General features: G+C 67.9%; 20 protein-coding genes. 9 read left to right on the plus strand and 11 right to left on the minus strand.

Annotated elements, in window-relative coordinates; genetic code table 11:
- Nucleotides 1-113 precede the first annotated feature (113 nt).
- From E1261_RS22355 to E1261_RS22370, 4 genes are all read left to right on the plus strand, one after another.
- Nucleotides 114-1,298 carry an ROK family transcriptional regulator gene (locus tag E1261_RS22355; RefSeq protein ID WP_132409492.1) on the plus strand — a complete coding sequence of 395 codons (1,185 nt, stop codon included), beginning with the start codon at nt 114-116 and terminating at the stop codon, nt 1,296-1,298.
- 114 nt (nt 1,299-1,412) lie between these two features.
- Nucleotides 1,413-2,486: a substrate-binding domain-containing protein gene (locus tag E1261_RS22360; protein WP_132409494.1), complete on the plus strand. Its 1,074-nt coding sequence runs from the start codon at nt 1,413-1,415 to the stop codon at nt 2,484-2,486.
- Between the two features lie 136 nt (nt 2,487-2,622).
- Nucleotides 2,623-3,438, plus strand: a complete 816-nt coding sequence (locus E1261_RS22365) for an ATP-binding cassette domain-containing protein (protein WP_202874929.1) — start codon at nt 2,623-2,625, stop codon at nt 3,436-3,438.
- Entirely contained in the window at nt 3,435-4,748 is a 1,314-nt protein-coding gene (locus E1261_RS22370; protein WP_202874931.1) for a sugar ABC transporter permease, read from the plus strand. The genes E1261_RS22365 and E1261_RS22370 overlap by 4 nt, the downstream gene beginning before the upstream one ends.
- A 71-nt stretch (nt 4,749-4,819) precedes the next feature.
- Here E1261_RS22370 and E1261_RS22375 read toward each other — a convergent pair whose 3' ends face one another.
- The 8 genes from E1261_RS22375 to gcvT form a co-directional block, all read right to left on the minus strand.
- Nucleotides 4,820-7,666, minus strand: coding sequence for an AfsR/SARP family transcriptional regulator (locus E1261_RS22375; protein ID WP_132409496.1), 2,847 nt, complete (start codon nt 7,664-7,666; stop codon nt 4,820-4,822).
- 72 nt (nt 7,667-7,738) lie between these two features.
- Nucleotides 7,739-8,797, minus strand: coding sequence for an ABC transporter ATP-binding protein (locus E1261_RS22380; protein ID WP_132409498.1), 1,059 nt, complete (start codon nt 8,795-8,797; stop codon nt 7,739-7,741).
- Nucleotides 8,798-8,816: 19 nt separating this feature from the next.
- Nucleotides 8,817-9,854: an ABC transporter ATP-binding protein gene (locus E1261_RS22385; protein WP_132409528.1), complete on the minus strand. Its 1,038-nt coding sequence runs from the start codon at nt 9,852-9,854 to the stop codon at nt 8,817-8,819.
- Nucleotides 9,855-9,976: 122 nt separating this feature from the next.
- Complete coding sequence (locus E1261_RS22390; protein WP_132409500.1) at nt 9,977-10,969, minus strand: ABC transporter permease; 993 nt, start codon at nt 10,967-10,969, stop codon at nt 9,977-9,979.
- A gap of 108 nt (nt 10,970-11,077) precedes the next feature.
- Nucleotides 11,078-12,835: an ABC transporter substrate-binding protein gene (locus E1261_RS22395; RefSeq protein ID WP_132409502.1), complete on the minus strand. Its 1,758-nt coding sequence runs from the start codon at nt 12,833-12,835 to the stop codon at nt 11,078-11,080.
- A 41-nt stretch (nt 12,836-12,876) separates the two neighbouring features.
- The gene (locus E1261_RS22400; protein ID WP_132409504.1) at nt 12,877-13,884 is read right to left on the minus strand and encodes an ABC transporter permease; all 1,008 of its coding nucleotides are present in this window, start codon (nt 13,882-13,884) and stop codon (nt 12,877-12,879) included.
- A 536-nt stretch (nt 13,885-14,420) separates the two neighbouring features.
- Nucleotides 14,421-17,276 (minus strand): AfsR/SARP family transcriptional regulator, encoded by a 2,856-nt coding sequence (locus E1261_RS22405; RefSeq protein WP_132409506.1) that lies wholly within the window; start codon nt 17,274-17,276, stop codon nt 14,421-14,423.
- A 102-nt stretch (nt 17,277-17,378) separates the two neighbouring features.
- Entirely contained in the window at nt 17,379-18,485 is a 1,107-nt protein-coding gene (gene gcvT / locus E1261_RS22410) for a glycine cleavage system aminomethyltransferase GcvT (RefSeq protein ID WP_132409508.1), read from the minus strand.
- 97 nt (nt 18,486-18,582) lie between these two features.
- Between gcvT and E1261_RS22415 the strand changes: the two genes are divergently transcribed.
- Nucleotides 18,583-20,076: a leucyl aminopeptidase gene (locus E1261_RS22415; RefSeq protein ID WP_132409510.1), complete on the plus strand. Its 1,494-nt coding sequence runs from the start codon at nt 18,583-18,585 to the stop codon at nt 20,074-20,076.
- 22 nt (nt 20,077-20,098) lie between these two features.
- On the opposite strand, the gene E1261_RS22420 is transcribed toward E1261_RS22415, so the two are convergent.
- Nucleotides 20,099-20,782 carry a DUF2848 domain-containing protein gene (locus E1261_RS22420; RefSeq protein ID WP_132409512.1) on the minus strand — a complete coding sequence of 228 codons (684 nt, stop codon included), beginning with the start codon at nt 20,780-20,782 and terminating at the stop codon, nt 20,099-20,101.
- Between the two features lie 88 nt (nt 20,783-20,870).
- On the opposite strand from E1261_RS22420, the gene E1261_RS22425 reads away from it, so the two are divergent.
- Nucleotides 20,871-22,172 (plus strand): MFS transporter, encoded by a 1,302-nt coding sequence (locus tag E1261_RS22425; protein ID WP_132409514.1) that lies wholly within the window; start codon nt 20,871-20,873, stop codon nt 22,170-22,172.
- Here E1261_RS22425 and E1261_RS22430 read toward each other — a convergent pair.
- A complete protein-coding gene (locus E1261_RS22430) occupies nt 22,159-22,797 on the minus strand; it encodes a GntR family transcriptional regulator (RefSeq protein ID WP_132409516.1) in 639 nt (212 codons plus the stop codon). The two genes, E1261_RS22425 and E1261_RS22430, sit on opposite strands and share 14 nt — an antisense overlap.
- A 29-nt stretch (nt 22,798-22,826) precedes the next feature.
- Here E1261_RS22430 and E1261_RS22435 point away from each other — a divergent pair, with 29 nt between their 5' ends.
- Nucleotides 22,827-23,597: a carbon-nitrogen hydrolase family protein gene (locus tag E1261_RS22435; protein ID WP_132409518.1), complete on the plus strand. Its 771-nt coding sequence runs from the start codon at nt 22,827-22,829 to the stop codon at nt 23,595-23,597.
- 4 nt (nt 23,598-23,601) lie between these two features.
- Here E1261_RS22435 and E1261_RS22440 read toward each other — a convergent pair whose 3' ends face one another.
- Nucleotides 23,602-23,919: a hypothetical protein gene (locus E1261_RS22440; protein WP_132409520.1), complete on the minus strand. Its 318-nt coding sequence runs from the start codon at nt 23,917-23,919 to the stop codon at nt 23,602-23,604.
- A 160-nt stretch (nt 23,920-24,079) separates the two neighbouring features.
- Here E1261_RS22440 and lpdA point away from each other — a divergent pair, with 160 nt between their 5' ends.
- Both lpdA and E1261_RS22450 read left to right on the plus strand, forming a co-directional pair.
- Entirely contained in the window at nt 24,080-25,471 is a 1,392-nt protein-coding gene (gene lpdA, locus E1261_RS22445) for a dihydrolipoyl dehydrogenase (protein ID WP_132409522.1), read from the plus strand.
- 140 nt (nt 25,472-25,611) lie between these two features.
- On the plus strand, nt 25,612-25,929 hold a 318-nt coding region (locus E1261_RS22450), incomplete at its 3' end, for a biotin/lipoyl-containing protein (protein ID WP_338033943.1).

Genomic DNA, 25,929 nt, shown 5'->3' on the forward strand with positions numbered 1-25,929 from the left:
GCATTAGGGTCTCGGGGTGGGGTTGTCGGGGCTGAGGTGAGGCGGAGGATCATGTCGGCGGTTGTCGGGTGGTGTGTGGGTGCAACCACGCCGCGATCCGTTATGTTTATGTAATGAACGCAAGCCGCTCCGCGCCTGGCTCGCAGACTTCGCTGCGCGAAGCCAACCGTGCGCGCGTTCTGGGGGTCGTCCGGCAGCACGGGCCGTTGACGCAGGTCGAGATCGCGGCCGCCTCCGGGTTGTCGGCCGCGACAGTGTCGAACATGGTGCGGGAGCTCGATCAGGCGGGCATGGTCGGGCTGTCCCGGAGCATCCGGAACGGGCGGCGCGCCGTACTGGTGTCGTTGGCGTCCGGGGGTGGGCTGCTGGCCGGGGTCGCGTTCGGGGAGCGGGATGTGCGGGTTGCGATCGCGAACGAGTCTCGCGAGATCCTCGCTCAGCAGTTGATGCCGCTGCAGGCTGATCATGCGGCCGATGACGGTATGGAGCGGGTGGCTCGGTTGCTGGCCGACCTGGCCGAGACCGTCAGTTCGGGAGTCGAGGAGATTGCCGCGATCGGGTTCGGGCTGCCGACGCCGGTCGACTCGGTCAGTCACCAGGCCGGGTCGGACGCCGTACTGCCGGGGTGGCGCGGAGTGAACGTCGCGGAGGAGATGACCGGCTATCTGCGGGCACCCGTCGCCCTCGACAACACGGCGAATCTGGCGGCCCTCGGCGAACTGCGCAGCGGCGCACTGCAAGGGGTTCGGAACGGTTGCTACCTGAAATTCTCGTACGGCGTCGGCGCCGGCATCGTCCTGAACGGCGACGTGTTCCGCGGCTCAGCCGGTACGGCGGGCGAGATCGGGCACGTGACGATCGACGAGAACGGGCCGATCTGCCGCTGCGGTAATCGCGGTTGCCTGGACACGTTCGTCGGATCCCGGGCGCTGATCAGCAGCCTGGCCGCATCGCACGGACCGCTCCGACTCAAGGACATCGTGCAGCGCGCACTGGCCGACGACCTCGGCTGCCGCCGGGTGATCGAGGATGCCGGCCGTCGGGTCGGGGTGGCCGTGGCCGGGCTGGTCAACCTGCTGAATCCCGAGGTGATCGTGGTCGGTGGTCTCCTCGCGGAGGCCGGCGATCTGGTCCTGCTCCCCCTTCGGGAGGCACTGGATCGCTGCGCAATCCCGAGCGCCGCCGCTACCGTCGAGCTCCGGCCGGCTGCGCTCGGTGACGATGCCGACGTACTCGGCGCCATCCACCTCGCCTCACTGCTCAGCCACAGTCACGCCACGCAGTCACTGCCCAATTAGACGGTCGTGTAACAACGATATGTCTATTTCTTGAATTCAAGCCTTGACGCCAAAGCCGGGAAGGGTCTTGACTTCGGTCAGGCCTACTCGGGCCTTCACGTCAAGGAGTCGCATATGTCCGTGTCAGTACCTCGTCTCGTCGGCCTCGGCCTCGCCGTCTCGGCCCTCGCCGTCTCGCTGGTTGCCTGTGGCTCCGACGACGGCGGCTCCGGTAGCGGTTCGACGGGCGGCAAGAAGATCGCCCTGCTGCTCCCCGAGTCCAAGACGACCCGGTACGAGGCCCTGGACCGGCCGCTGTTCACCGAGGCCCTGAAGGCGGCCTGTGCGGACTGCGAGCTGATCTACAGCAACGCCGACCAGGACCCGGCCAAGCAGCAGCAGCAGGCCGAGGCCGCGCTCACCCAGGGTGCGAACGTGCTCGTGCTGGACCCGGTCGACGGCAAGGCCGCCGCCGCGGTCGTCGCCTCGGCCAAGGGCCAGAGCGTCCCGGTGATCGCGTACGACCGGTTCATCGAGGGCGCCAACTACTACGTCTCGTTCGAGAACGAGGCCGTCGGCAAGCTGCAGGCGCAGACCCTGGTCGACACCCTGAAGGCGGCCGGCAAGACCTCCGGCAACCTGGCCATGATCAACGGTTCGCCGACCGACCCGAACGCCGCCGACTTCAAGAAGGGCGCGCACAGCGTGCTCGACGGCAGCGGTTTCAAGATCGCCGCCGAGTTCGACACCCCGGACTGGAGCCCGGACAAGGCCCAGGCCTGGATGGAAGGCCAGCTGAGCGCCATCAAGAACGGCCTGGTCGGCGTGTACGCGGCCAACGACGGTACGGCGGGCGGCGCGATCGCGGCCCTCAAGGGTGGCGGCGTGACCCCGCTGCCGCCGGTCACCGGTCAGGACTCGGAGCTCGCCGCCATCCAGCGGATCGTCTCCGGCGACCAGGCGATGACCGTCTACAAGGCCGTCAAGCCGCAGGCCGAGGCCGCCGCGAAGGCTGCTGTCGCCCTGGCGAACGGCGGCAAGGCCGAGTCGACGGGTGACTTCAAGAGCGTCCCCTCGACGATCCTCGACCCGGTCGCCGTGACCAAGGCGAACATCAAGGACACCGTCGTCAAGGACGGCATCTACAAGGTGACCGACATCTGCACCGCGTCGTTCCAGGCCGCCTGCACCGCTGCCGGCCTGAGCTGACCCCCGTCGCCGGTTCCGCCCCGAGTGAGGTCGGGACGGAACCGGCGCGGATGTGTGTTTTGTTGCCTTGTCGCCCTACCCCGACGGCCCCCACGCCGGGATCATGGGCAGAACGAAGCCTCAGGAGGCTGATCGAGTGACTGTCATTCCCACCCCCGCTCCACCCGGCACCTCGACGGTGCTGGCGCTGCGGGGCATCTCCAAGCGCTTCGGGGCCGTGCAGGCCCTGAAGAACATCGAGCTCGACGTCCGGGCCGGTGAGGTCCTCGCCCTGGTCGGCGACAACGGTGCCGGTAAGTCGACGCTGGTCAAGACGATCGCCGGGGTCTACACCGCCGACGACGGCACCATGGTGTTCGACGGCAAGGAGGTGCGGGTCGGGAGCCCGGCGGAGGCCCAGCAGCTCGGCATCGCCACCGTCTTCCAGGACCTCGCCCTGTGCGACAACCTGGACGTCGTCGCGAACCTGTACCTCGGCCGCGAACTGCGCCGGGGCCGGGTGCTGGACGAGATCGAGATGGAGCGTTCCTCCTGGGAGCTGCTCCGCCAGCTGTCGGCCAAGATCCCCTCGGTGCGGATCCCGGTGGCCAGCCTGTCCGGCGGCCAGCGGCAGACCGTGGCGATCGCCCGCAGCCTGCTCGGCGACCCGAAGGTCGTGATGCTCGACGAGCCGACCGCGGCCCTGGGGGTCGCCCAGACCGCCGAGGTGCTGAACCTCGTCGAGCGGCTGCGCGAACGCGGTCTCGCGGTCATCCTGATCAGCCACAACATGGCCGACGTGATGGCGGTGGCCGACCGGGTCGCCGTACTGCGTCTGGGCCGCAACAACGGCGTCTTCCAGGTCAGCGAGACCAAGAGCCAGGACATCATCGCCGCCATCACCGGCGCGACCGACAATGCCGTCTCCGAGCGCGCGGCGCGCCGGACACGGGAGGAGGGCTCGGCATCATGACCGTGCACGGATCTGAGGCGCGGCCGCAGGACTCCACCGGAAACGGGAACGGGAACGGCGACGGCGGCGTGACCACCGCCGACCAGCTGCCCGCCGACCTGCAGGACGAGCGCCTGATCGCCAGCCGGGGCGTCAGCGGCGCGATCTCCGCCTTCACCAGCCGGCTGCGCTCCGGCGACCTGGGTTCGGTCCCGGTGGTGATCGGCCTGATCATCATCTGGGCGGTCTTCCAGATCGCCAACGGCTCGTTCCTGTCCAGCCGCAACCTGGTCAACCTGACCCTGCAGACCACCTCGATCGGGGTCATTGCCCTCGGCATCGTCCTGGTCCTGCTGCTGGGCGAGATCGACCTGTCGGTCGGTTCGGTCAGCGGCCTGGCCGCCGCCGTACTGGGTGTCACTTTCGTCAACCAGGGCTGGCCGTTGGTGATCTCCCTGATCATCGCCGTCGTTCTCGGCCTGGTGATCGGGCTCTTCTACGGAGCACTCTTCACCAGGTTCGGTGTGCCGAGCTTCGTGATCACACTGGCCGGTCTGCTCGGCTTCCTCGGCCTGCAACTGCTGGTGCTCGGCAAGGAAGGCACGCTGAACTTCCCGTTCGACTCGGCGCTGGTCGGCTTCGCCGCACGCAGCTTCCTGTCGCCGGCACTGTCGTACGGCCTGATCGCCGTCGTCATCGTGGCCTACGTGCTCACCCGCCTGCGTGCCCGCGGTGCCCGGCTCGCCGCCGGCCTGTCGGCCGCCCCGCACTCGATGATCGCCATCAAGGCAGTGGCTCTGGCTGCGGTGCTGGCGATCCCGGCGATCGTCCTGAACGGCGACCGTGGCGTCTCGTCGATGTTCCTGCTGTTCCTGGCCCTCGTCGTCGTCACCGACTTCGCCATCCGCCGGACTCGCTGGGGCCGGTCGGTCGTCGCAGTCGGCGGCAACGTCGAAGGCGCCCGCCGCGCCGGTATCAACGTGCGGATGATCTACCTGTCGGTCTTCGCGGCCTGCTCGACCTTCGCAGCCGTCGGCGGCATCCTCGCCGCCGCCCGCCTGGTCGCCGTCGGCCAGAGCAGCGGTGGCACCGACACCAACCTGAACGCGATCGCTGCCGCCGTCATCGGCGGTACCAGCCTCTTCGGTGGCCGCGGCTCGGCGTACTCGGCCCTGCTCGGTGCCTTCGTCATCATGTCGATCCAGAACGGCCTCGCCCTGCTCAGCCTCGACTCGAGCGTCCGGTACGTCGTCACAGCCGGCGTACTGCTGATCGCCGTCACGATCGACTCACTCAGCCGCCGCAGCCGCCAGGCCCACGGCCGAGCCTAAACAGCAACACCCCCAGGCCCGGTGGGCCCCCTCCTGACCCCCTGCGCGGCGGGGGCCCACCGGTACCAACCTCAGACGTTCGCCGGGTCGCGCGGATCGTGTTCCAGCTCGTAGCGCACCTGGTAGGCGCCCAGGAGATCGCCGCGCTGTTCCATCGTCTCCAGCATCTCGAGGCGAATCCGGCGGCCGGTGGCCACGTCGCCGAGGGCCATCGCCAAGTCGGCTTCGTACTCGTCGAGGAACATGCCGATGTCCAGGCCCGGCTCGCGATCGAACCGGCTGTGAGCCTGGTCGAGCAGTCGCCGCGCCTCATCCAACGTGCCGCGATGAATCTCCAGGTGCGCCGTCAGACAGTCGACCTGTGCCTCGAAGTACGGACTCTGCATCGGTGCGCAGATCTCGCGGCTCCGCCGTAAGGCCTGCTCCGCCTCGTCGAATCGTCCTTCCTTGACCAGGACCTCGCTCAGGCTGTTCTGCCCGTAGAACTCCTGCACGGTTCCCGGCGAACATTCGGCCAGGAGTTGCCCGAACCAGTCGCAAGCGGCCGGGTAGTCACGCCGGGCAGCGCTGTTCTGCCCCAGGTTGCGGAGGATCACATGCCTGACGATGGCCGGACCGTCGTGGTGATCGATCAGCCGAAGTGCGAGCTCGCTGGCCTCCTTGTCCCGATCGAAGTCGCACTGCCGGCGCGCGGAGTTCGCGAGATTGATCAGCGTGCGGACCTTCAGCTCGACCGATCCGGAGCGCCGCGCGTTCTGCCAGCTCTCTTCGGCCACCGGCCAGCTGCGCGGGTCGGCCGAGCCGAGCGCAGCGACCAAGCAGATTTCGGTGCGAACGAGCCACTCCAGCTCCCCTGCCTCGCGCAGGGCGGTTTGCAGAGCCCGGAGCACCTCGATCCGTGGTTCCCGAAGATCCGTGATGATGTAGAAGCTGTTCAGGCGCAGCCCGAGCGCCACAGCCTGCTCCAGGCGTCCAGCCGCGATGCCCGTGAGCGCTGCTGCCTGCAGCAACGGCCAGGACTCGCCAAGCCAGGCCCGTTCGTTGCCATCCAGTTCGCGCTCGGCCTGCTCCAGTCCGACCTCACCGGGCGCCAGGACCGCCTGTGCGGTGGTGAAGCCGTGTCCGAGCGCGTCGTCGGCGACTACCAGTAGCCGCAACGCAGCCTGCAGGAACCGGGCCAAAGGTTCGTCAGGGGACTCGAGACGCTCGGCGGCGTAGGAGCGGACCAAGGCGTGCATCTTGAACCGTCCCGGCCGGACGAGCTCGACCAGGCCGAGATCGACCAGCCGCGCGAAGGCGGCCTCACCGGTGGCCTCGTCGGCGTCGAGCAGCGGCGCCGCCACCCAGGCCGGAAACTCGGTCACGCCGACCAGCGAAAGGCGTTCCAGCAACTGGCGCGCCTCGGTGTCCACCAGAACCAGAGTGCGATCCAGACTTGTCCGTACGGCGAGGTCGCCGGCCACCATCGAGTCGAGCCGCTGATCCTGGACGGCCAACGAGGCGGCCAGCTCTGGTAGCAGTTCACCGCCGGACAGTGCCAGCCGGGAACCGACGATCCGCAGTGCCAGCGGTAGACCGGCAGAGTGATCGACCAGCACCGAGATCGACGCCTCGTCGCGAACCCGCCGGCCGATCAATCGGAGCAGAAGATCGCGGCTCGTCGCGGGTTCGAGCGGTACGACCCGGCGACGTGCCGCCGTCGACAGCTCCGGTAACGGCGCACGGGACGTGACGATCACGGCGCTGCGCGGTCCGCTTGGCAGCAGGTGCTCGACGGTCTCCGCATCGAGCGCGTCGTCCAGCACCACGAGCAGCGCCAGGTCCGCCGTACGCTCACGCAGTACGTCGCGACGCTCGGGCAGGCCGTCCGGAATCTCGCCCGACGTGAGCCCCATCGACCGCAACATCCGGCCCAGCAGTGTCCGCGCCGGAACCGGTTCGCCGGCAACGTCCTGCAACCGCGCGAACAACTGCCCGTCAGGGAACGCCGCGGCTGCCCGATGCGCGATCCGGACTCCGGTCGCCGACTTACCGACACCGGCGCCGCCCCACAGGTGATAGACGGCTGCTCGGTCGCGATCGGGCCGGGAAAGCACCTTGACCGCCTCATCCACCAGGTCGTCGCGGCCGGCGAACACGGAAATGTCGACCGGCAGCTCCCTCGGCACCGGGTCGCTCGGCGCCTTGCCGTCCGCCGTCAGCTCCAGATTGTTGCGCAGGATCGCCGAGTACAGCCGACGCAGGGACGGCGCGGCTTCGAGGCCGAACTGATCGGCCAGCGTCGCGGTCACCTCGGCGTACACATCGAGTGCGTCCTGTCGGCGTCCCACCCGATGCAGGGCGGTCATCCAAGCCGCCACCGCGATCTCCCGGGTCGGATCGCTTTTGACGAGAACCGGAAGTTCCTCGAGCAGCGGTAAGAACGATCCGGCCGCCAGGTCGGACTGGATCCGCTCGTCGAACGCGCTGCGGCGCTCCTCCTCGATCGCTGCGCAGAGCCGGTCACGAGCCGGCAGATCGGCGAGATCGGGAAGCAGTTCGCCACGCCAGAGCTCCAACGCCGCCCGCAGCAGACTCCCCCGGTCGGCGAGGTTCGGCAAGGCTCGCGCTTCGGCGACCATCGCCCGGAACCGGTCGAGGTCGGCAGCTCCACCCGGCACCCGAACGGCGTACCCGTGGCGACCGCCGTCGATGGTGATCCCGGCCTTCCGCAGCCGGGAGATGTAGACCTGGAGCGAACCGCGCGCGTCGCCAGGTGGATCGTCGGGCCACAGCAGGTCGATCAGCTGCTCCGGCGGCACCACTTCATTTGCCCTCAGCAACAAGACCGCGAGCAGCAGACGTTCCTGCCGCCGTACCAGCTTGATCTCGGTCGTGCCGTCCTGAACCTCGAGCGCTCCCAGCAGGCGGAACTCCATCTGCGCATGATATCCGCCGTACGACGAGAGCCGCCCGGACCGAAGTGGTCAGGGCGGCTCTCGAAAGGTTGCTCAGGCGATCTCGGCGACCAGGTCGACCTTCGGCTCGGCGAAGTGGCACGCGGCCGCATGGCCCGGAGCCGACTGGGGCTTGCCTTCGAGCTTCGGCTCCAGCGTCGCGCAGATGTCCTCGGCCTTCCAGCAGCGGGTGCGGAAGCGGCAGCCGCTCGGCGGGTCGATCGGCGAGGGTACGTCGCCGACCAGCCGGATCCGCTCCTTCGGCGGAACGCCGCGGATCGTGCCGAGGTCCGGAGCCGCGGACAGTAGCGCCTGGGTGTAGGGGTGCTGCGGGGCGCCGTAGATCTGCTCCCGCGGGCCCTGCTCGACGATCTTGCCCAGGTACATCACTGCGACCTCGTCACAGAAGTGACGGACCACGCCGAGGTCGTGCGCGATGAACACGAACGCGATCCCGAGGTCACGCCGCAGGTCCTCCAGCAGGTTCATCACCTGGGCCTGGATGGACACGTCCAGCGCGGAGACCGGCTCGTCGGCGATGATCACCTCGGGCTCGACCGCCAGTGCCCGGGCGATCCCGATGCGTTGCCGCTGCCCACCGGAGAACTCGTTCGGGTAGCGGTTGTGGTGCTCGGGGTTCAGACCGACCCGTTCCAGCAACTCCTGGACCCGACCGAGCTCGTTGCCCTTCTTCACCAGGTTGTGTACGCGCAACGGCGTACTGATGATGTTGCTGACCGTCTGGCGCGGGTTCAGCGAGCTGTAGGGGTCCTGGAAGACGATCTGCAGCTGCCGACGGAACGGGCGCAGGTCCCGCTCCTTCAGCCGCGCGATGTCGGTGCCCTTGAAGTTGATCTCGCCCGACGTGGGCGTGAGCAGCCGGGTGATCATCCGGCCGGTGGTGGACTTCCCGCACCCGGACTCGCCCACCAGACCGAGGCTCTGACCGGCCTTCAGGTCGAAGGTGACGCCGTCGACTGCCTGGACCACCTTCTTCGTCCGGCGCAGGCCGACGGATTCCTTGATCGGGAAGTGCATCTTCAGGTCGCGAACCCGAAGCAGTGTCTCGCCCCGAGCGGCCGACTGGTCGATCGGACGTACTGTGTCGCTCATCTTCTCCTCAGTCCCCTCGTCAGCCCAGTCTCGGCAGGACTTCGGCCTCGTAGATCGAGGCCTTGTCGTGCAGGTGACAACGGGACGTATGGGCCCCGGCTCCGTCGACCGGCAACAGTTCCGGCAGCTCGGTGGTGCAGCGCTCGCCCTTGACGCGATCCTTGTACGGGCAGCGGGGATTGAACGAGCAGCCACTCGGCAGGTTCAGCAGGCTCGGCGGCAGACCCTTGATCGGGCGCAGCTTCTCACTCGCCGCCGACACCGTCGGGATCGACTCGAGCAGCCCCCAGGTGTAGGGCATCCGCGGGTTCGCCAGGACATCGGTGGCGGTGCCGTACTCGACGCAGCGACCGGCGTACATGACCAGTACGTCGTCCGCCATCTCGGCCACCACACCGAGGTCGTGGGTGATCAGCACGATCGCCGAACCGAACTCCTTCTGCAGGTTGTTCAGCAGATCCAGGATCTGCGCCTGCACCGTCACGTCGAGCGCGGTCGTCGGCTCGTCGGCGATGATCAGCTTCGGGTCGTTGACCAGACCCATCGCGATCATCGCGCGCTGCCGCATACCGCCGGAGAACTCGTGCGGGTACTGCTTGAACCGGCGGATCGGGTTCGGGATACCGACCAGGTCGAGCATCTCCAGGGACCGCTTCTTGGCGACGTCCTTGGAGACCTTGTGGTGCACCCGGTAGGCCTCGGAGATCTGGTTGCCGACCGTGTACAGCGGGTGCAGCGACGACTGCGGGTCCTGGAAGACCATCGCCATCGCGTCACCGCGGACCTTCATCAGGTCGCTCTCCGGCATCCCGACCAGCTCGTCACCGCCGAGCCGGATCGAGCCGGTGATCTGGGTCCGCTTACGGTCGTGCAGACCCATCACGGCCATGCTGGACACCGACTTGCCGGAGCCCGACTCGCCGACGATCGACAGGGTGCGGCCGAGCGGGACCGAGTAGCTCAGTCCGTTGACGGCGCTGACCACACCATCGGCGGTCGGGAACTTCACGGTCAGGTCCTCGACCACCAGGTACGGCGTCTCGCCGCTGGGGTTCATCAGACCGGACCGGCGCTCGCGGGTCGCGACCGACGGGCCGCGCTTCGCGTCGGCAGGCGCTGCCGGCTGCTCCGCTGCACTCTCGGCCATGGTGTCCTTCCGGTCTTCGGGGGCGGGTGTGGTCACGAAAGCCTCACCCGCGGGTCGATCAGGCTGTAGACGATGTCGACGATCACGTTGGCCGTCACGAGGAAGATCGACGACACCAGCACCGTCCCCATGATGACCGGCAGGTCGAAGTTGACCAGGCTCTCCAGGACGAGGTTGCCCAGCCCCGGCAGGTCGAAGATCCGCTCGGTGAAGATCGCGCCGGCCAGCATGCCCGCCACGTCCAGGCCGAAGATCGTGATGACCGGGATCAGACCGGAGCGCAGTGCGTGCTTGTAGGTCACGACCCGGTCCGACAGGCCCTTGGCCCGGGCGGTCCGGATGAAGTCCTCGTTCAGTGTCTCGACCATCGAACCGCGCGAGTACCGCACGTACTGCGTCATGTTGACCAGGCCGAGTACCAGCCACGGCGTCACCAGACCGGCCACCCATTTCCCGATGTTGTCGGTCGGTGGTGTCCAGCTGCCGCGGGGAAGAATGGGATAGAAGATCGTCAGGTAGAGAGCGATCATCAAGGCGACGATGTAGTACGGGATCGAGCTGATCACGAGCGTGCTGGTGACCAGGACGCGATCGCCGGCAGTGCCCCGCCGTTTGGCGGCCATCGAGCCGATCGTCACACCGACCGTCAGCATGATGATGGCTGCACCCGCGACCAGCGAAACGGTGACCGGAACCCGGTTGCCCAACATCTCCAGCACCGGGCGGTCGTTCTTGAAGGAGTAGCCGAGGCACGGGGCCTTGCACTCGCGCTCGACGCCCCCGTTGATGTACGTCCTGCCGACCGCCAGGCCCTCGAGGTAGTCAGCGAACTGCTTCACCTTGGGCTGATCGAGCCCCAGGCCCTTCTTGATCTCCTCGTACCGCTGCTGCGGGCAGTTGCGCTCGCCGCAGATCGCCGCCGCCGGATCCGTCGGTGCGATGAAGAAGAGAGCGAACGTCGCCACCAGGGTGACGAGGACGACGGACAGGGCGCTGAGAATACGGCGCCCAAGGAAGTACAACACGTGGGATTCTCCTCACCGATCGCCGTGGGTGGCCGGCCAGGGAGCCCGGCCGGCCACTCACTTCGCGATCAGAACGAACGGCTCATCGCCGTCCGATCACTGGTGCGATCAGGGCTGCTTCAGGAACAGCGAGGTGAATTCGGGCATCCCCTGCGTCGGGTCGTTGATCGGGTGACCGATGTTCGTCCCGACCAGGAACGCCGACCTGGACTGGTAGACCGGAAGAGCCGGCAGGTAGTCCTGCATGATCTTCTTGTCGAGGTTGATCCAGGCCTTGGTCTTCAGGGCCTCTTCCGGCGACATGTTGTTGACCTTGTCGATCTCCGCGTCCAGCGCCTTGTCCTCGAGCTGGCCAACGCTGTTGCCCAGCTTGATCGCGTCGGACCGGAACAGCACCGGTGCCCACGAGGAGCCGCTCGGCCAGTCGGAGCACCAACCGACCGGAGACTTGAACATGTTCACCGGAGCGTTCTGGTCACCGGTGACCTCGCGGATCTTGGCGGTCGGCACACCGATCGCCTTGACCTTGAAGCCGGCCTTCTCCAGCGCCTGCTGGCGAACCTGGCTGCGCTGCGTGGCGATCTTGGCGTCGTTCGAGTAGTACCAGGAGAGCTCGAAGTTCTCCTTGCCCGCGTCCTTCAGCATCTGCTTGGCCTTGACCGGGTCGCCGTCACCCTTGCCGTTCAGGCCCGGGAGTTCGTAGTTCTCCCAGCCCGGGACCGACGGCGACATGTAGGTCGAAGCCGGCGGCTCGGCGAGCGAGGTCCAGCCTGCGACCTTGCGCTCGGTGTCGTAGGGGTAGGCAGCCGCGATCGCCTTGCGGACCTCCAACGGGATCTTCCGGGTGTCCATCGGAACCATCCGGTCACACGGCGTCGGACCCTGGATGAGCTGGTCCTTCTTGTTGCCCTGGTTGAGCTCCGGGACCAGCGTCGCGTCGATGTTGCTGTACGTCAGGGAGCTCGCGTCCGGACCGGTGCTGGACAGGATCTGGCGCTGGATCTTGAGGGTGTCCAGACCGAAGCGGAAGTGGTAGCCATCGAGGTACTGGTGGCGCACCGCGTCGGTGTTCGGGTCCCAGTTCGGGTTCTTGACGAGCTTGAGCTCGGCGCCCGGGTTGTAGGAGCCCACCATGTAGGGACCGGTGGCCAGCGGCTTCGACTGGTACGCGTCCTTGGTGTCCTTCGCCTTCGGGATCGGCGTGAACAGCGTGAACGCGCCGAAGAACGGCATGTCCGGGAACGGCTTCGACAGGTTGATGACCAGGGTGTGGTCATCCGGCGTCTCGACGCCCTCGAAGTTGTCGCCGCTCGCCCACGGGCCCTTGTACTTGTCGGCGCCCTTGAAGTACTGACGCTGGTACGTCGGGCCGTCGGTGAAGATGTCGGACGCGAACGACCGCTTGATCGAGTACGCGAAGTCCTCGGCCTTGACCGGCGAACCGTCCGAGTACTTGATGCCCTGCTTCAGCTTGAAGGTCCACTTCAGCTTGTCGTCCGACACGGTGCCCAGGTCCTCGGCCAGGTCGGGAACCAGGACCGGCTTGTGGTCCGGTCCGTCGAGCCGGTACTGGGTCAGCGCCCGGAAGTAGAGCTTCTGAATCTGGAAACCGTCGACGTAGTACGTGTCGGTCGGATCGAAGGTCGACGGCGTGACGTCCGAGAGGATCGTCGCGGTGCCGCCCTTCTTGAATCCTTCGACGTCGGCTGCGGGGCCCTTGGCGGCTGCGTCCATTACCTTCGTCTGGGTCGTGTTCGCGGGCCCGTCCGAGCCGTTGTCACCGCCGCCCTTCGAAGACGGGCTGCCACAGGCAGCAACGGCCAACAACACCGTGACCGCGACTGCGGTGATCCGTTTCACCTGCATGGTCGGTTTTCTCCTTTTCTGCCGCTCGGGCAATCGCCGCATTACCGGCGAGTCTTGGGGTCGAAGGCGTCCCGGATCGAGTCACCGAGCAGCGCGAGCGAGAGCACCAGGATGGTGATCGCGCCGACCGGCAGCCACAGGTAGATCGGGTCCGCCTGGAACCAGTTCGTGGCGGTCGCGATCGTCTGACCCCACGAGGGGGTCGGCTCGATCAGACCGACGCCGAGGAAGGACAATCCGGCCTCGGCCGTAACGTAAGCCGGCAGCGCCAGCGAGGCCGAGATGACGATCGGAGCAACCAGGTTGGGGAGCAGCTCGCGAAACAAGATCCGCGGGGTGGAGACCCCGATCGCCTTGGCGGCCAGGACGAACTCCCGCTCGCGCAGCGAGAGCACCTCGCCGCGGATGATGCGCGCCAGTCCGGCCCAGCCGAAGAACGACAACACGAAGATCAGCACGAAGAACCGGGTGCTGGACTGCTGCTCAGGTGTCAGGTTCATCGAACCGCCGCGCCACGACTCGACGATCGGAACGAGCGCGATCGCGAAGAGCAGGTACGGCAGGCTCAGCACGAAGTCGATGACCCAGGAGATCACGCGGTCGACCCAGCCACCCAGGAAGCCGGCCATCAGGCCCATCACGACCCCGACGACAGTGCCGAACACCGTGGCGGTGAACGCGACCTGCAGCGACGGCCGGGCGCCGAACACCCAGCGAGCGAAGTTGTCGCGACCGGTCCTGGGCTCGACACCGAACCAGTGGTCGGGCGTGACGCCGATGGTCGGGAAGCCGAACTCGTCGATCAGCTTGGGGTTGAAGTCGGCGATGTTGCCGCCTTCGAGCTTGGCCAGCAGCGGCGCGAAGATCGCGATCAGGACGAAGAACAGCACGATCGACGCGCAGACGATCGCGACCTTGTCCTTGCGCAGCCGATCCATCGCGATCCGGGTCGGCGACTTACCGTGCGCGACACCTTTGGCCCGCTCGGGCTCCGCAGAGGCCGGGTGGTCCTCGACCCCTACGGTCGAGCCGGGTGACCCAATACTCATTCGCGCTCCGTCAGCTCTGTCAGCCGGATGGTTGATGGTCCGTCAATCCGGCGCCGGTCTGTAGATCGTGCCGAACATTTCGCTCGCTGGAAGGACCTGCGTCAAATCCCCTTGACACCGGCAAACCCCCCAGCCGCGCGCTAGCCTGCCTGACACTGTGACACCAAACCAGCGGTGCTCGGCAGCAGTGCACAAATCGTTACCGGAACGGGTACTGGACCGGAACATTTGCCCCCAACGGTGACTATCCGCAATCAATCCTTCGCGAAACGCGTCGGCACAGCACCGACAGTGGCCAATTTGTGCCACAAAATAACAGAATGTAACAATTGCGGCCGCTGCTCAGCCGACCGCGACAAGCCCTTCCAACCGGTGTCTACCGGTCCCGCAGATGGCATCCTGGTCGCCAGCTTGACGACCGCAACCGCGTAGCGGTCGTCAAGCCCCAGCACGTCGTCCGCGCCGGCTTCGCGGCACCTGACTGCTCTGACAACAGCATGGCAAGGATTAGCCGCGCCAACGCCATGAGACGTTGATCAGCCGGTCACCGGCGCCAGGCCGAGCAGCTCTCGCTGGCGCGCCACCTCATGGACGGCAAGGTCGGTCGAATGACGTCGCAGGGCTTTGCCGAGCTCGTCCCGGGCGTCGCTCGGGCGTCCCTGGGCAACTGCCAGCCGCGCCCGCCCCACGGCGTTGCCGAACGTCCCCAAGTCGTCAGGGTGGTGGATGAGAATGGCCGCAGCGTTCTCGAGCAGCCTCTCCGCATCGTCCAGCCGCCGCTCAGCAATCAGCGCCATCGCCTCGCAGTTGTTCACGTGCGCGAGACCGAGGTCGTCGCCGATCCGCTCGACGATCTCCCTCGCCCGGCCAATGACGTCGTACAACTCAGGAAGGTGCTCGGCGCCTAGACCGGGGCTGTCCAGGAGACATTTGGCGAGCTGCGCCAACCGAATGGCGTGGATCCGAGTTCCCGGCGTATCCAGCGTCACAGCCTCTCGAAGATCCGCCTGTGCCTCCGCATTGCGGTTAACGAACTGCAGCGCGACACCGCGGGAGCTCAGCGCGCGGATCTTCATCGGCCTCGCCTCCGGGGCTGATTCCGCCAGCGCGAGCATCTCTTCGGCTACTTCCAGCGCGCGGCCGAAGTCGGCGCACAGCGACGAAACCCACCCGACCTGTTGCAGGGCACTGCTCCGAAGCTCGACGCTGCCAGAACGAACCGCCGAGCGGAGCGCCCGCTCTGCCAGTTGCGCCAGTTCGTCCGACGGCGCGCTGTCCTGGGCCCGCACCACGAACAGGCTTCGGTCAAGGTCGGCCTCGATGCTCACATCACCTGAAGCAACCGTCGCGTCTCGAGCCACCTGCAGAACGGCGATCCACGTCTCGCGCAGATCGCGTACAGCCAGAAACCCCTTGAACCGCAGCGCGAGCAGCCCGGCGATCCGTGGTGCGATCTGCGCGGCCAGGACGACGGCGGCCCGGATCACGGGCACCTCGAAGTCGAGCCATTGAGAGCCGATCCGAGCAGCAGCCAAGGTCCCTGGCAGAAGGCGCTCCTCGCCTATTTCGATGACAGCGCTGATCGGCATCGCATGATCGATGCCGTCATCCGCCGCAGTAACCAGGCGTAGGACAGTTTCCACATAACGCAGCTCGGCCTCGGCCCGCTCCCCCGCGTCGAACTCACTGATCAGTTCAACCGTGCGTGCGCGGACCAAGCTGTGGAGACCGAATCGCGGCGGGGCGAGGCGACGAGGCTGGACCAGGCCCAGAGTGACCAGGTTGTCCAGTACGGCAGTCGCCGCGGCTTCCTTGAGGTTGAGGAGGGGCGCGGCGACCCAGGGGGCGAACTCGTCGGCGCCGACCAGGGCCAGGCAGGCGAAGAGGCGGCGGGCTTCGGCGGTCGCCGTACTGAGGGTTAGGTCGAGGCTGGCTCGGACGGCTCGGTCGCCGGCTACCAGGTAGTCGAGGCGTTGGGACTCGTCGGCGAGGCTCTGGACGACCTCGGCCACGTCTTCGCGGATGAGGGCGAGGCGGGCGCCGACGATGCGGAGGGCTAGCGGGAGCCCAGCGCAGTGGGGGACGACCTCGGCCACGCGGGCTGGGCCTAGGCCGGAGACTGCGCCGAGGAGCTCGGCGCTGATCTCGTCGGAGAGTGGGAGCAGTTCTCGGTGGGTGGCGTCCTCCAGGCCGAGCATGGGGCGGCGGGAGGTGATGATGACTGCGCCACCGGCGGGGAGTAGTGGTCTGAGTTGGCCGGCGTCTATGGCGTCGTCGAAGACGAGTAGCACCGACTTGTCGGCGAGGCGGCTGCGGAGCAGGGCTGAGCGCTCTTCGACGGACTCGGGGAGTTCTGAGCCGTCGACTCCCAGCGAGCGCAGCAGCTGTCCGAGGATCATTCGGGGCGAATGACTCTGCCCGTTTACGTCCTGGAGCCGCGCGAACAGCTGCCCGTCAGGGAACGAATCTGCCAAGCGATGCCCTAGCCGGACCGCCGCTGCTGACTTACCGGTGCCTGCTGCGCCATAGAGACAGACAACTGCCGGTACGCCGGCACGCGCGGGGGCGAGGAGTGCTGCCGACAGCTCCTCCAGTACGTCGTCCCTGCCGATCAGCAGGCCTACATCCGCCGGCAGCTCACGTGGTGCCGCGGAAGGGACGGTGATGTCGAGTGACGGATCCTGGCGCAGGATCGCGACCTGGAGATCCCGGACCTCGGCTCCGGGCTCCACACCGAGCTCTTCGTCCAGACGCCGTACTAGAGAGGTATAGACAGCCAGGGCGTCGGCCTGACGGCCGGAGCGGTAGAGGGCCAGCATCGAGGCGGCAGCGAAGGTCTCGCGGGTCGGCTGTGCGGCGGTGAGATCGGCCAGGCGTGGCAGCAGCTCCTGGTGGTGGCCGAGAGCGAGCTCTGTGGTCAGGAGCAGTTCTTCGGCCGCCCAGTGCTCTTCTTCTAGTCCCCCGCACAGCCGCTGCCGCACGTCCTCTGTAGTTACGTCGGCCAGCGCGGGTCCACGCCAGAGCCCCAGGGCGTCGGTCAGGAGCTTGCTGCGTTGTTCCAGGTCGTCCTGCTGCCGCGCCTGGGCTACCAGCGTTCTGTACTGCTCTATGTCGGTGCTCCCAGCAGGCGCCTGGATGGCGTAGCCCTCGCGCCCACTGGTCAGCTCTACGTCGAGCAGGGTGCGCAGCCGGGAGATGTAGACCTGCAGCGCCCGCCGGGGGTTGGTGGGCATCGCGTCCGGCCAGAGCAGCTCCATCAGGCGCTGGGCGGCCACTGCTTTACCTGGCTCCAGGAGGAGTACGGCGAGCAGCAGCCGCTCCTGGCGGCGCTTCAGGGAGACCTGGTCGCCACCCGACCAGATCTGGACCGGACCGAGCAGGCGGTATTCCACTGGCTCATGGTAAGCGCGTGGTAACAGGCCTGCCCAAAGATCTGCCCATACCGCCCCTCAGGAAAGGCATGGTCATGACGCGAGCTTGGGACTGGGGCTGAATCAGCCCTCCCGGACGTTGACGGTGACGAAGGGTGGCTTGACCACATCGAAGGGCTCCTGACGGCCTCTGATGTCGACGGTCACCTGGTCGCCCTCCTTCACTGTCGCGTCCAGCAACGCGAGCGCGATGCCCTTCTTCAGTGACGGCGAGAACGTGCCGGACGTCACCTCACCCAGCGCCGTCCCGGCCGCGTCCAGCACCGACATGTGTGGGCGCGGGATGCCCCGGCCAACGGCCAGCAGGCCGCGGAGGACGCGCGCGGGGCCGGCCTCCTTCTCGGCGCGCAGGGCGGTGTCGCCCCAGAAGTGCTCCTTCTTCCAGCCCACGGCCCAGCCGGACCGCGCCTGCACCGGAGTGATGTCCGGGGAGATGTCCTGACCGTGCAGCGGGTAGCCCATCTCGGTCCGCAGCGTGTCCCGCGCGCCCAGACCGGCGGGGACGATGCCGTACTGCGCTCCGGCCTCCAGCAGCGCGTCGAACACCGCCAGCGCGGCAGCATTCGGTACGACGAGCTCGTACCCCCGCTCGCCCGTGTAGCCGGTCCGGCACACCACAACCGGCGTACCGGCGAAGTCGGCCACTGCGAAGGACATGTAGTCGTGGCCGGTCGGTAGGCCGATGGCTGCGACCACCTCGTCGCTGTTGGTGCCCTGTACGGCGAGGATCGCGTAATCGTCGTGGGTGTTCTTCACCACAACGCCGTCCGGCGCATCGGCCTGCAGCAGGCGCACCACCTCGGCGGTGTTCGCGGCGTTCGGGATCAGGAAGACGTTGTCGTCGGCGTGCAGGTAGACGATCAGGTCGTCGACCACTCCCCCACGCTCGTTGCAGCACAGCGTGTACTGCGCCTGGCCCGGGGTGATCTTGCCGAGGTCGTTGCTCAGGCACGCGTTCACGTACGCCGCCGCGCCGGGGCCGGTGACCGTCGCCTTGCCCAGGTGACTCACGTCGAAGACGCCGACCGACGTCCGGACCGCGGTGTGCTCCGCAACCACACCGGAGTACTCCAGCGGCATCTCCCAGCCGCCGAACTCGGCGAACTTGGCGCCGAGCGCGACGTGGCGCTCGTGCAACGGCGACTTCTTCAGTTCAGGCGATCCGGTCATGGAGGGCAAGCTACCTGACGCGTAGCATGCGGAGGCAGTATTCACGTACCGTCACGACCGGCAATCTGCCCACCGGTCAAGGAGGACTGAGAATTTCGTGAGCACCATCACCCTGAGCAAGTCCGATGCGGCCGGTGTCAGAACCGACGCGGTTGTCGTCGGCGTCGTCAAACTCGACGGCGCGGTGACCCTGCCGGCCGGCACCGAGTCGCTCAATGCCGCGTACGGCGGGCAACTGGTGGAGGTGCTGTCCGGACTGGGCGCCACCGGCAAGACCGGTGAGGTGACCAAGGTGCCGGGCCCGAAGCCGGGCAAGTCGGCGAACCTGATCGCCGTCGGCCTGGGCGAGGCCCCCGACGGCACACTGAAGACCGAGGACCTGCGGATCGCCGCCGGGACCGGCGTCCGGGCCGCCAAGCTGAGCCAGTCGGTCGCGTTCGCTCTGCCGACGCCGGACGCCGAGTGCGTCCGGGCGGTCGCCGAGGGCGCACTGCTCGGCCGGTACGCATTCACGACGTACAAGTCGGAGAGCTCGACGGACGAGGCCGGAGCGCTGACCGTGCTGACCGACCTGGCCCGCACGAAGGAGGCCAAGGCCGCGCTGGAGCGCGCCGAGGTCACCGCCGAGGCGATCCGCCTGGTCCGCGACTGGGTGAACACGCCCCCGTCGGACCTGCACCCGGTCGAGTTCGCCGCGCACGCGGTGAAGCTGGGCAAGGACTACGGCGTCAAGGTCGAGGTGCTCGACGAGAAGGCCCTGGTCAAGGGCGGGTACGGCGGCATCCTCGGCGTCGGCCAGGGGTCCACCAACCCGCCGCGGCTGGTCCGGCTGAGCTACACGCCGAAGAAGCCGGTGACGCACCTGTCCTTCGTCGGCAAGGGCATCACCTTCGACTCCGGCGGCCTCTCGCTGAAGACGGCCAACGGCATGATCAGCATGAAGTCCGACATGGCCGGCGCCGCCGCCGTGATCGGGGCCACGCTGGCGATCGCCAAGCTCGGTCTGCCGGTCCAGGTGACGACGTACGCCGCGATGGCGGAGAACATGCCGTCCGGCTCGGCCGCGCGACCGTCCGACGTACTGACCATGTACGGCGGCAAGACCGTCGAGGTGCTGAACACCGACGCCGAGGGCCGGTTGGTGCTCGGCGACGCCCTGGTGCGCGCGTCCGAGGACCAGCCCGACCTGATCGTCGACGTGGCCACCCTGACCGGTGCCTGTGTCGTTGCCCTGGGCACCAAGGTGGCCGGCGCCTTCGCGAACACCGACACCGCCCGGGACCGGGTCGTGGACGCCGCGGTCGCGGCCGGTGAGCCGATGTGGCCGCTGCCGATCCCGAGCGAGATGCTCGACAAGCTGAAGGCACACTCGAAGGTCGCCGACCTGGCCAACATCACCGGCGAGCCCTGGGGCGGTGCACTCGCAGCCGCCGCCTTCCTCGGCGACTTCGTTGCCGAGGGCATCGACTGGGTCCACCTGGACGTGGCCGGGCCTGCCTTCAACGACGGCTCCGCCTCCGGCTACACGCCGAACGGCGGCACCGGCTACGCCGTACGGACCCTGATCGAGCTCGCCGCATCAGCTAGCTGAGTAGCAACAGCCGCCGAGGCTGTCAGTCCCAGGCCTCGGCGAGCTGTTCGACGCTGTAGACGATCCGGCTGGTGATGCCGCGCGGGTCGGTCAGCTCCACGCGCCACGCGTCGGCGAACTGGTCGACGCCGGCGATCATCGGGATCGTGCCGCTGAGCAGTACGGTGCCCGGCACCAGGCGGTCGCCCAGCTCCTTGATCCAGTACGACGGGGGCAGCAACTGCGCGAGCGTTCCGTCCTGGATGAGCTGCTCGGTGTCGCCGTGCCGGACCCATGCCTTGAGCGTGAACTGGTCGAGCTCGTGCTCGATGTCCTTGAGGGCCCAGGCGACGTCGCCGAGCACGTCCGGCGCGGACTGCTTGCTCCAGGCAACACCGTGCACCTCGAGTGCCCGGTCGGTGTGGTCGCACGCGACGGTCAGCAGCAGGTCGTCGGGCGTCTCGCCGACGACCAGCGCCCACTCCGCCTCTCCGGACGTCTTGGCATGCGCGACCTGGACGACCTCCGGCCGGCCCACCAGGGACGCCGACAGCGGATAGAGGGTCGGAATCCGGGTCGGCGCCGGTACGCCGAGCTCGGCCAACTCGTCGACGTGGTGCTGGACCTGCTCGGTGTCGCGACCGGCGTAGCCGGCATTGAGTGCGTAGCGGACAGTTATCTTCCGCTCACCGCCCGCTGGAAGTGCGAACCTCAGCGTCTGACTCATGAAACCTCCGAATTTTCTGTCCCGGGAGCTTGCGTGAACACGTCGTATACAACGAGTATGGAGCAATCCCCCAAGGAGGTCCACCTCGATGTCCAGCCCCACCCCTGACACCACGGAGCGCCGCGGCCTCTACAAGGCGTTCGCCGCCAGCCTGTCCGGCACCTCACTGGAGTGGTACGACTTCGCCGTCTACAGCTCCGCGGCCGCACTCGTCTTCGGCGACCTCTTCTTCCCCGGCAGCGATCCACTGACCGGCACCCTGCAGGCCTTCGGCACGTACGCCGTCGGCTACATCGCTCGGCCGCTCGGCGGCATCTTCTTCGGGCGCCTCGGTGACGTGATCGGCCGCAAACGCGTTCTGGTCGCGACACTGCTCCTGATCGGCGTGGCCACGTTCTTCATCGGTCTACTGCCGACCCACGCCCAAGCCGGCGCACTGGCCCCGACACTGCTGGTGGTGCTGCGCTTCGCGCAGGGCGTCGGTGTGGGTGGTGAGTGGGGCGGTGCGGTCCTGCTGAGCAGTGAGTTCAGTCAGGCGGGGCAGCGCGGGTTCTGGGCATCCGCCGCGCAGGTCGGCCCGCCGCTCGGCACCCTGATGGCGAACGGCGTGCTGGCTCTGCTCGCCGGGCTGCTGACTGAGGCTCAGTTCCTCAGCTGGGGCTGGCGGCTCGCTTTCCTGCTGTCCGCCGTACTGGTCGCGTTCGGTCTGCTCATCCGGTCGAAGCTGGAGGAGACGCCGGTGTTCAAGGAGCTGGAGGCCCGTGGGGACCGGCCGACTGCTCCCGTGACCGAGGTACTGCGGACGCAGCGCCGGCCCCTGATCGCGGCCATTCTCGCGCGGGTCGGGCCGGATGTGCTCTACGCGATGTTCGCGGTCTTCGTGCTCACGTATGCGACCAAGGAGCTCGATCTGAGCCGCGGCCAGGCAGTGACCGCCGTACTGATCGGCTCTGCTTGTCAGGTCGCGCTGATCCCGTTCTCCGGCTACCTGTCCGATCGCTACGGGCGTCGGCTGATCTATGGCATCGGTGCGCTCGGCGGAGCGGTGTGGAGTGTGGTGTTCTTCGCTATCGCGTCGTCACTGGGGACTCTGGTGCTCGGAGTGGTCGTCGGGCTCGTGTTCCACTCGCTGATGTACGGGCCGCAGGCTGCGTTCGTGTCTGAGCAGTTCACGGCGCGGCTGCGGTACACCGGCAGTTCACTGGCCTACACGTTCGCTGGTGTGATCGGTGGCGCGCTGGCCCCGCTGGCCTTCACCTACTTCCTGGCGAAGACCGGGACCGGATACGTCATCGCGGCGTACATCATCGTGGCTTGCGCGGTCACTCTGGTCGGCCTGCGGCTCGGCCGGGCCGTGGTGGACGATGACCTTGTTCTCAACCCTGCATAAGGATCGAGCCGGTGGTGCCCAGGTGGCCGAGGATCGCTTTCTCGGCCGCCTCGGACTCGCCGGTGGCCAGACCGTCGACGATCGCCTGGTGCTCCACCAGGACATCCTGCCGACGCGTCTCGCTGCGCTGCAACGCGACGATGCCGAGCAGCACGTGCTTGGCCCGGAGGTTCTCGTAGAGCCGGCCGAGCACCGAGTTGCCGGCCGCGGCGACCAGCAACGCGTGGAACTGGCTGTCCAGCTCGATGAACTCCTTCGCGTCACCCTTGTCAACGATCGCGCGCTGTTGCTCCAGTACGTCGGCCATGGCCTGCACCGGCGCATTGCCGGCCGCGAGCGACGTGACCGCGGCCCAGGTCTCGATCACCCCGCGGGCCTGCATCATCTCGGCGATCTCCCGGCCCGGAACCGGCGCCACGAACGCCCCGCGATGCGGCACCAGCTGCACCAGGTCCTCGGCCGCCAGCATCAGCAACGCCTCACGCACCGGGGTCCGCGAGATGCCGACCTCGGTCGCGACCGCCTGCTCGTTGATGAACGTCCCCGAGACCGCCGGATCGCTGAGGACCGTGCCGCGCAGGTATTGGTAGGCACGGTCACGGCCGGAATCCCCACTCAATTGCATACTCAATGTATACAGGCACGGAGGTCCTGATGACAGATCTACGCGTGGCGGCGGCCCAGCTCACCACCGGCGCCGACCCGGTGTCCAACCTGGCGGCCGCGACCGACGCCGTACGGCGGGCTGCCGACGGCGGAGCCGAGCTCGTCGCCCTGCCGGAGGCGACGCTGGCCTGCTTCGGCACCGACCTGCTCGCAGTCGCCGAGCCGTTGGACGGCCCGTTCGCGACCGGGCTGCGCAAGGTCGCGGCCGATCTCGGGATCGTCGTGGTGGCCGGACTCTTCGAGCCGTCCGGCGACGGTCGCGTCCACAACACGCTGCTGGCGACCGGTCCGGGCGTCGAGACGTCGTACCGGAAGATCCATCTGTACGACGCGTTCGGGTCGCGCGAGTCGGACACGGTTGCTCCCGGCAACGAACTGGTGAGCTTCGAGTACCGGGACGTGACGATCGGGCTGGCGACCTGCTACGACCTGCGGTTCGCCGACCAGTTCAGCGCGCTCGGACGACTCGGTGCCGAGCTGATCGTCGTACCGGCGTCGTGGGGTGCCGGACCGGGCAAGGAAGAGCAGTGGGACCTGCTGACCCGGGCGCGGGCCGCGGACGCGCAGGCGTGGCTGCTGGCATGCGACCAGGCCTACACGCCTCCGCAGGGAACCGACCCGCTGGGGATCGGCCGTAGCAGCCTGACCACTCCGCTGGGCCACACCGCGGCGCGGTTGGATCACGCCCCCGGGATCATGCACTCGGTGGTGGATTCCGCGGTTGTGGCCGGCGTCCGGTCGCGGGTGCCCATCCTCTAGAGGCTTAGATCAGGCCCTGCTTCTTCTTCCGGGCGTTGTACTCGCGCATCCGCGGCGGGACGCCGACCACCGCGGCGTCGTACGACGGGATGCCCAGCTTGTTCGCGAAGTTGTGCGCCCATTGCACCGAGGGGACCCGGCGACGGGTCCACTCGCCGTCGATCGCGACCAGCAACAGCGTGTAGTCCGTCACCGCGGTGCGCGGCTCGACGAAGCCCTCGACTCCCTGACGGGTGAGGGCGAACTCGCGCAGGTGCGCCTGGTCGGGGTTGTCCGACTTGCGCATCGTGCCGGCCTTCTGCCGGCGACCGAACCACTTCATGGAGACAGTGTCGCCTATCGCCGCAAGTCATCGGCAGAAAGTAGCGGTAACGGTTTCTGCCGAAACCGGCAATCTGCCCAGATCGCTCATGCGAAGATGTCGCCGGGCCGGAACCGCGATCCGGAGCCGTCCCGCCGACCACACGCCCACGGAGGAACCTGTGACGAACCCGGCAGACAGCAGCGGTACGACGTACGACCTGGTGATCCTCGGCGGCGGCAGCGGCGGATACGCCGCGGCCCTGCGCGCCGCGACGCTCGGGAAATCCGTCGCCCTGGTCGAGAAGGACAAGGTCGGCGGCACCTGCCTGCACCGCGGCTGTATCCCCACCAAGGCGCTGCTGCATGCCGCCGAGGTGGCCGATTCCGCCCGCGACGGTGAGCAGTTCGGCGTCCGGACGACACTCGAGGGTGTCGACATGGGCGGCGTGAACAAGTACAAGGACGGCGTCGTCGACCGGCTGTTCAAGGGTCTGCAGGGCCAGCTCAAGGCCCGCGGGATCACCGTGATCGAGGGCGAGGGACGACTCACCTCCCCGACCACGGTCGAGGTCGGGGGCACGACGTACACGGGCCGTAACGTCATCCTCGCCTCCGGTTCGCACTCCCGGTCGCTGCCCGGTCTCGAGATCGACGGCCAGCACGTGATCGCCAGCGAGCACGCTTTGACGCTCGACCGCGTGCCGGAGTCCGCGGTCGTCCTCGGCGGCGGCGTGATCGGTGTCGAGTTCGCCTCCGCGTGGACGTCGTTCGGGACGAAGGTCACCATCGTCGAGGCGCTGCCGCGGCTCGTGCCGGCCGAGGACGCCGACTGCTCGAAGACGCTCGAGCGCGCCTTCCGCAAGCGCAAAATCGCTTTCAAGACCGGTACGCCGTTCGAGTCGGTCAAGGTCGTCGACAATGGCGTCCAGGTGACCGTGGCCGGTGGCGAGGTGATCGAGGCCGAGGTCCTGCTCGTCGCGGTCGGCCGCGGTCCGAACACGGCCGGGCTCGGGTTCGAGGAGGTCGGAGTCGCCCTCGACCGCGGCTTCGTCACCGTCGACGCCACCCTGCAGACGAGCGTGCCGGGCGTGTACGCCGTCGGTGACATCGTGCCCGGCCTGCAGCTCGCGCACCGCGGGTTCCAGCAGGGCATCTTCGTCGCCGAGCACCTGGCCGGGCTGGCGCCGACGCCGATCGACGAGGCCGGTATCCCCCGCGTCACCTACTCCGAGCCCGAGGTGGCGTCGGTCGGGCTGACCGAGGAGCAGGCCCGCGCGAAGTACGGCGAGGTCGAGATCCTGAACTACAACCTCGGCGGCAACGGCAAGAGCCAGATCCTGAAGACCGCCGGATTCGTGAAGCTGGTCCGGGCCAAGGACGGCGCCGTCGTCGGCCTGCACATGGTCGGCTCGCGGGTCGGCGAACTGATCGGCGAAGCCCAGCTGATCTACAACTGGGAGGCCTACCCCGCCGACGTCGCACCGCTCGTGCACGCGCACCCGACCCAGAACGAAGCCCTCGGCGAGGCGCACCTGGCGCTCGCCGGTAAACCCCTGCACTTCCACGACTGAGCTTCAGCCGGGGACCGCTGGCGTGCCCTAGTAAGTTTGTGACTGGCGGGTAATCCGGGTTCTGCTGACCCGCGTCCCGCCCGCGCCAGCGGCACCGTAGGCTGACACTCGACCGATCAGACGAAGGAGCAACGACCGTCATGCCGACCTCTGTATCCCTGCCGGCCCTCGGGGAGAGCGTCACCGAAGGAACCGTCACCCGCTGGCTCAAGCAGGTCGGCGACACGGTTGCCGTCGACGAGCCCCTGCTGGAGGTCTCGACCGACAAGGTCGACACCGAGATCCCGTCGCCCGTCGCGGGCACCCTCCTCGAGATCAAGGCCGCCGAGGACGAGACCGTCGAGGTCGGCGCCGAACTGGCCGTCATCGGTGACGCCGGCGAGTCCACCGGCTCCGCCCCCGCTCCTGCCGAGGCCCCTGCTGAGCAGGCTCCCGCCGAGGCCGCCCCGGCCGAGCAG

Origin of the sequence: Kribbella albertanoniae (genome assembly GCF_004348455.1) — a bacterium.
Taxonomy (GTDB): domain Bacteria; phylum Actinomycetota; class Actinomycetes; order Propionibacteriales; family Kribbellaceae; genus Kribbella; species Kribbella albertanoniae.

Bases quoted from the DNA above. Each gene is read 5' to 3' on its own strand.
- E1261_RS22355 (WP_132409492.1), top strand. From the start codon at position 114: ATGAACGCAAGCCGCTCCGCGCCTGGCTCGCAGACTTCGCTGCGCGAA.
- E1261_RS22360 (WP_132409494.1), top strand. From the start codon at position 1,413: ATGTCCGTGTCAGTACCTCGTCTCGTCGGCCTCGGCCTCGCCGTCTCG.
- E1261_RS22370 (WP_202874931.1), top strand. From the start codon at position 3,435: ATGACCGTGCACGGATCTGAGGCGCGGCCGCAGGACTCCACCGGAAAC.
- E1261_RS22375 (WP_132409496.1), bottom strand. From the start codon at position 7,666: ATGGAGTTCCGCCTGCTGGGAGCGCTCGAGGTTCAGGACGGCACGACC.
- E1261_RS22380 (WP_132409498.1), bottom strand. From the start codon at position 8,797: ATGAGCGACACAGTACGTCCGATCGACCAGTCGGCCGCTCGGGGCGAG.
- E1261_RS22385 (WP_132409528.1), bottom strand. From the start codon at position 9,854: ATGAACCCCAGCGGCGAGACGCCGTACCTGGTGGTCGAGGACCTGACC.
- E1261_RS22395 (WP_132409502.1), bottom strand. From the start codon at position 12,835: ATGCAGGTGAAACGGATCACCGCAGTCGCGGTCACGGTGTTGTTGGCC.
- E1261_RS22400 (WP_132409504.1), bottom strand. From the start codon at position 13,884: ATGAGTATTGGGTCACCCGGCTCGACCGTAGGGGTCGAGGACCACCCG.
- gcvT (WP_132409508.1), bottom strand. From the start codon at position 18,485: ATGACCGGATCGCCTGAACTGAAGAAGTCGCCGTTGCACGAGCGCCAC.
- E1261_RS22420 (WP_132409512.1), bottom strand. From the start codon at position 20,782: ATGAGTCAGACGCTGAGGTTCGCACTTCCAGCGGGCGGTGAGCGGAAG.
- E1261_RS22425 (WP_132409514.1), top strand. From the start codon at position 20,871: ATGTCCAGCCCCACCCCTGACACCACGGAGCGCCGCGGCCTCTACAAG.
- E1261_RS22430 (WP_132409516.1), bottom strand. From the start codon at position 22,797: ATGCAATTGAGTGGGGATTCCGGCCGTGACCGTGCCTACCAATACCTG.
- E1261_RS22435 (WP_132409518.1), top strand. From the start codon at position 22,827: ATGACAGATCTACGCGTGGCGGCGGCCCAGCTCACCACCGGCGCCGAC.
- E1261_RS22440 (WP_132409520.1), bottom strand. From the start codon at position 23,919: ATGAAGTGGTTCGGTCGCCGGCAGAAGGCCGGCACGATGCGCAAGTCG.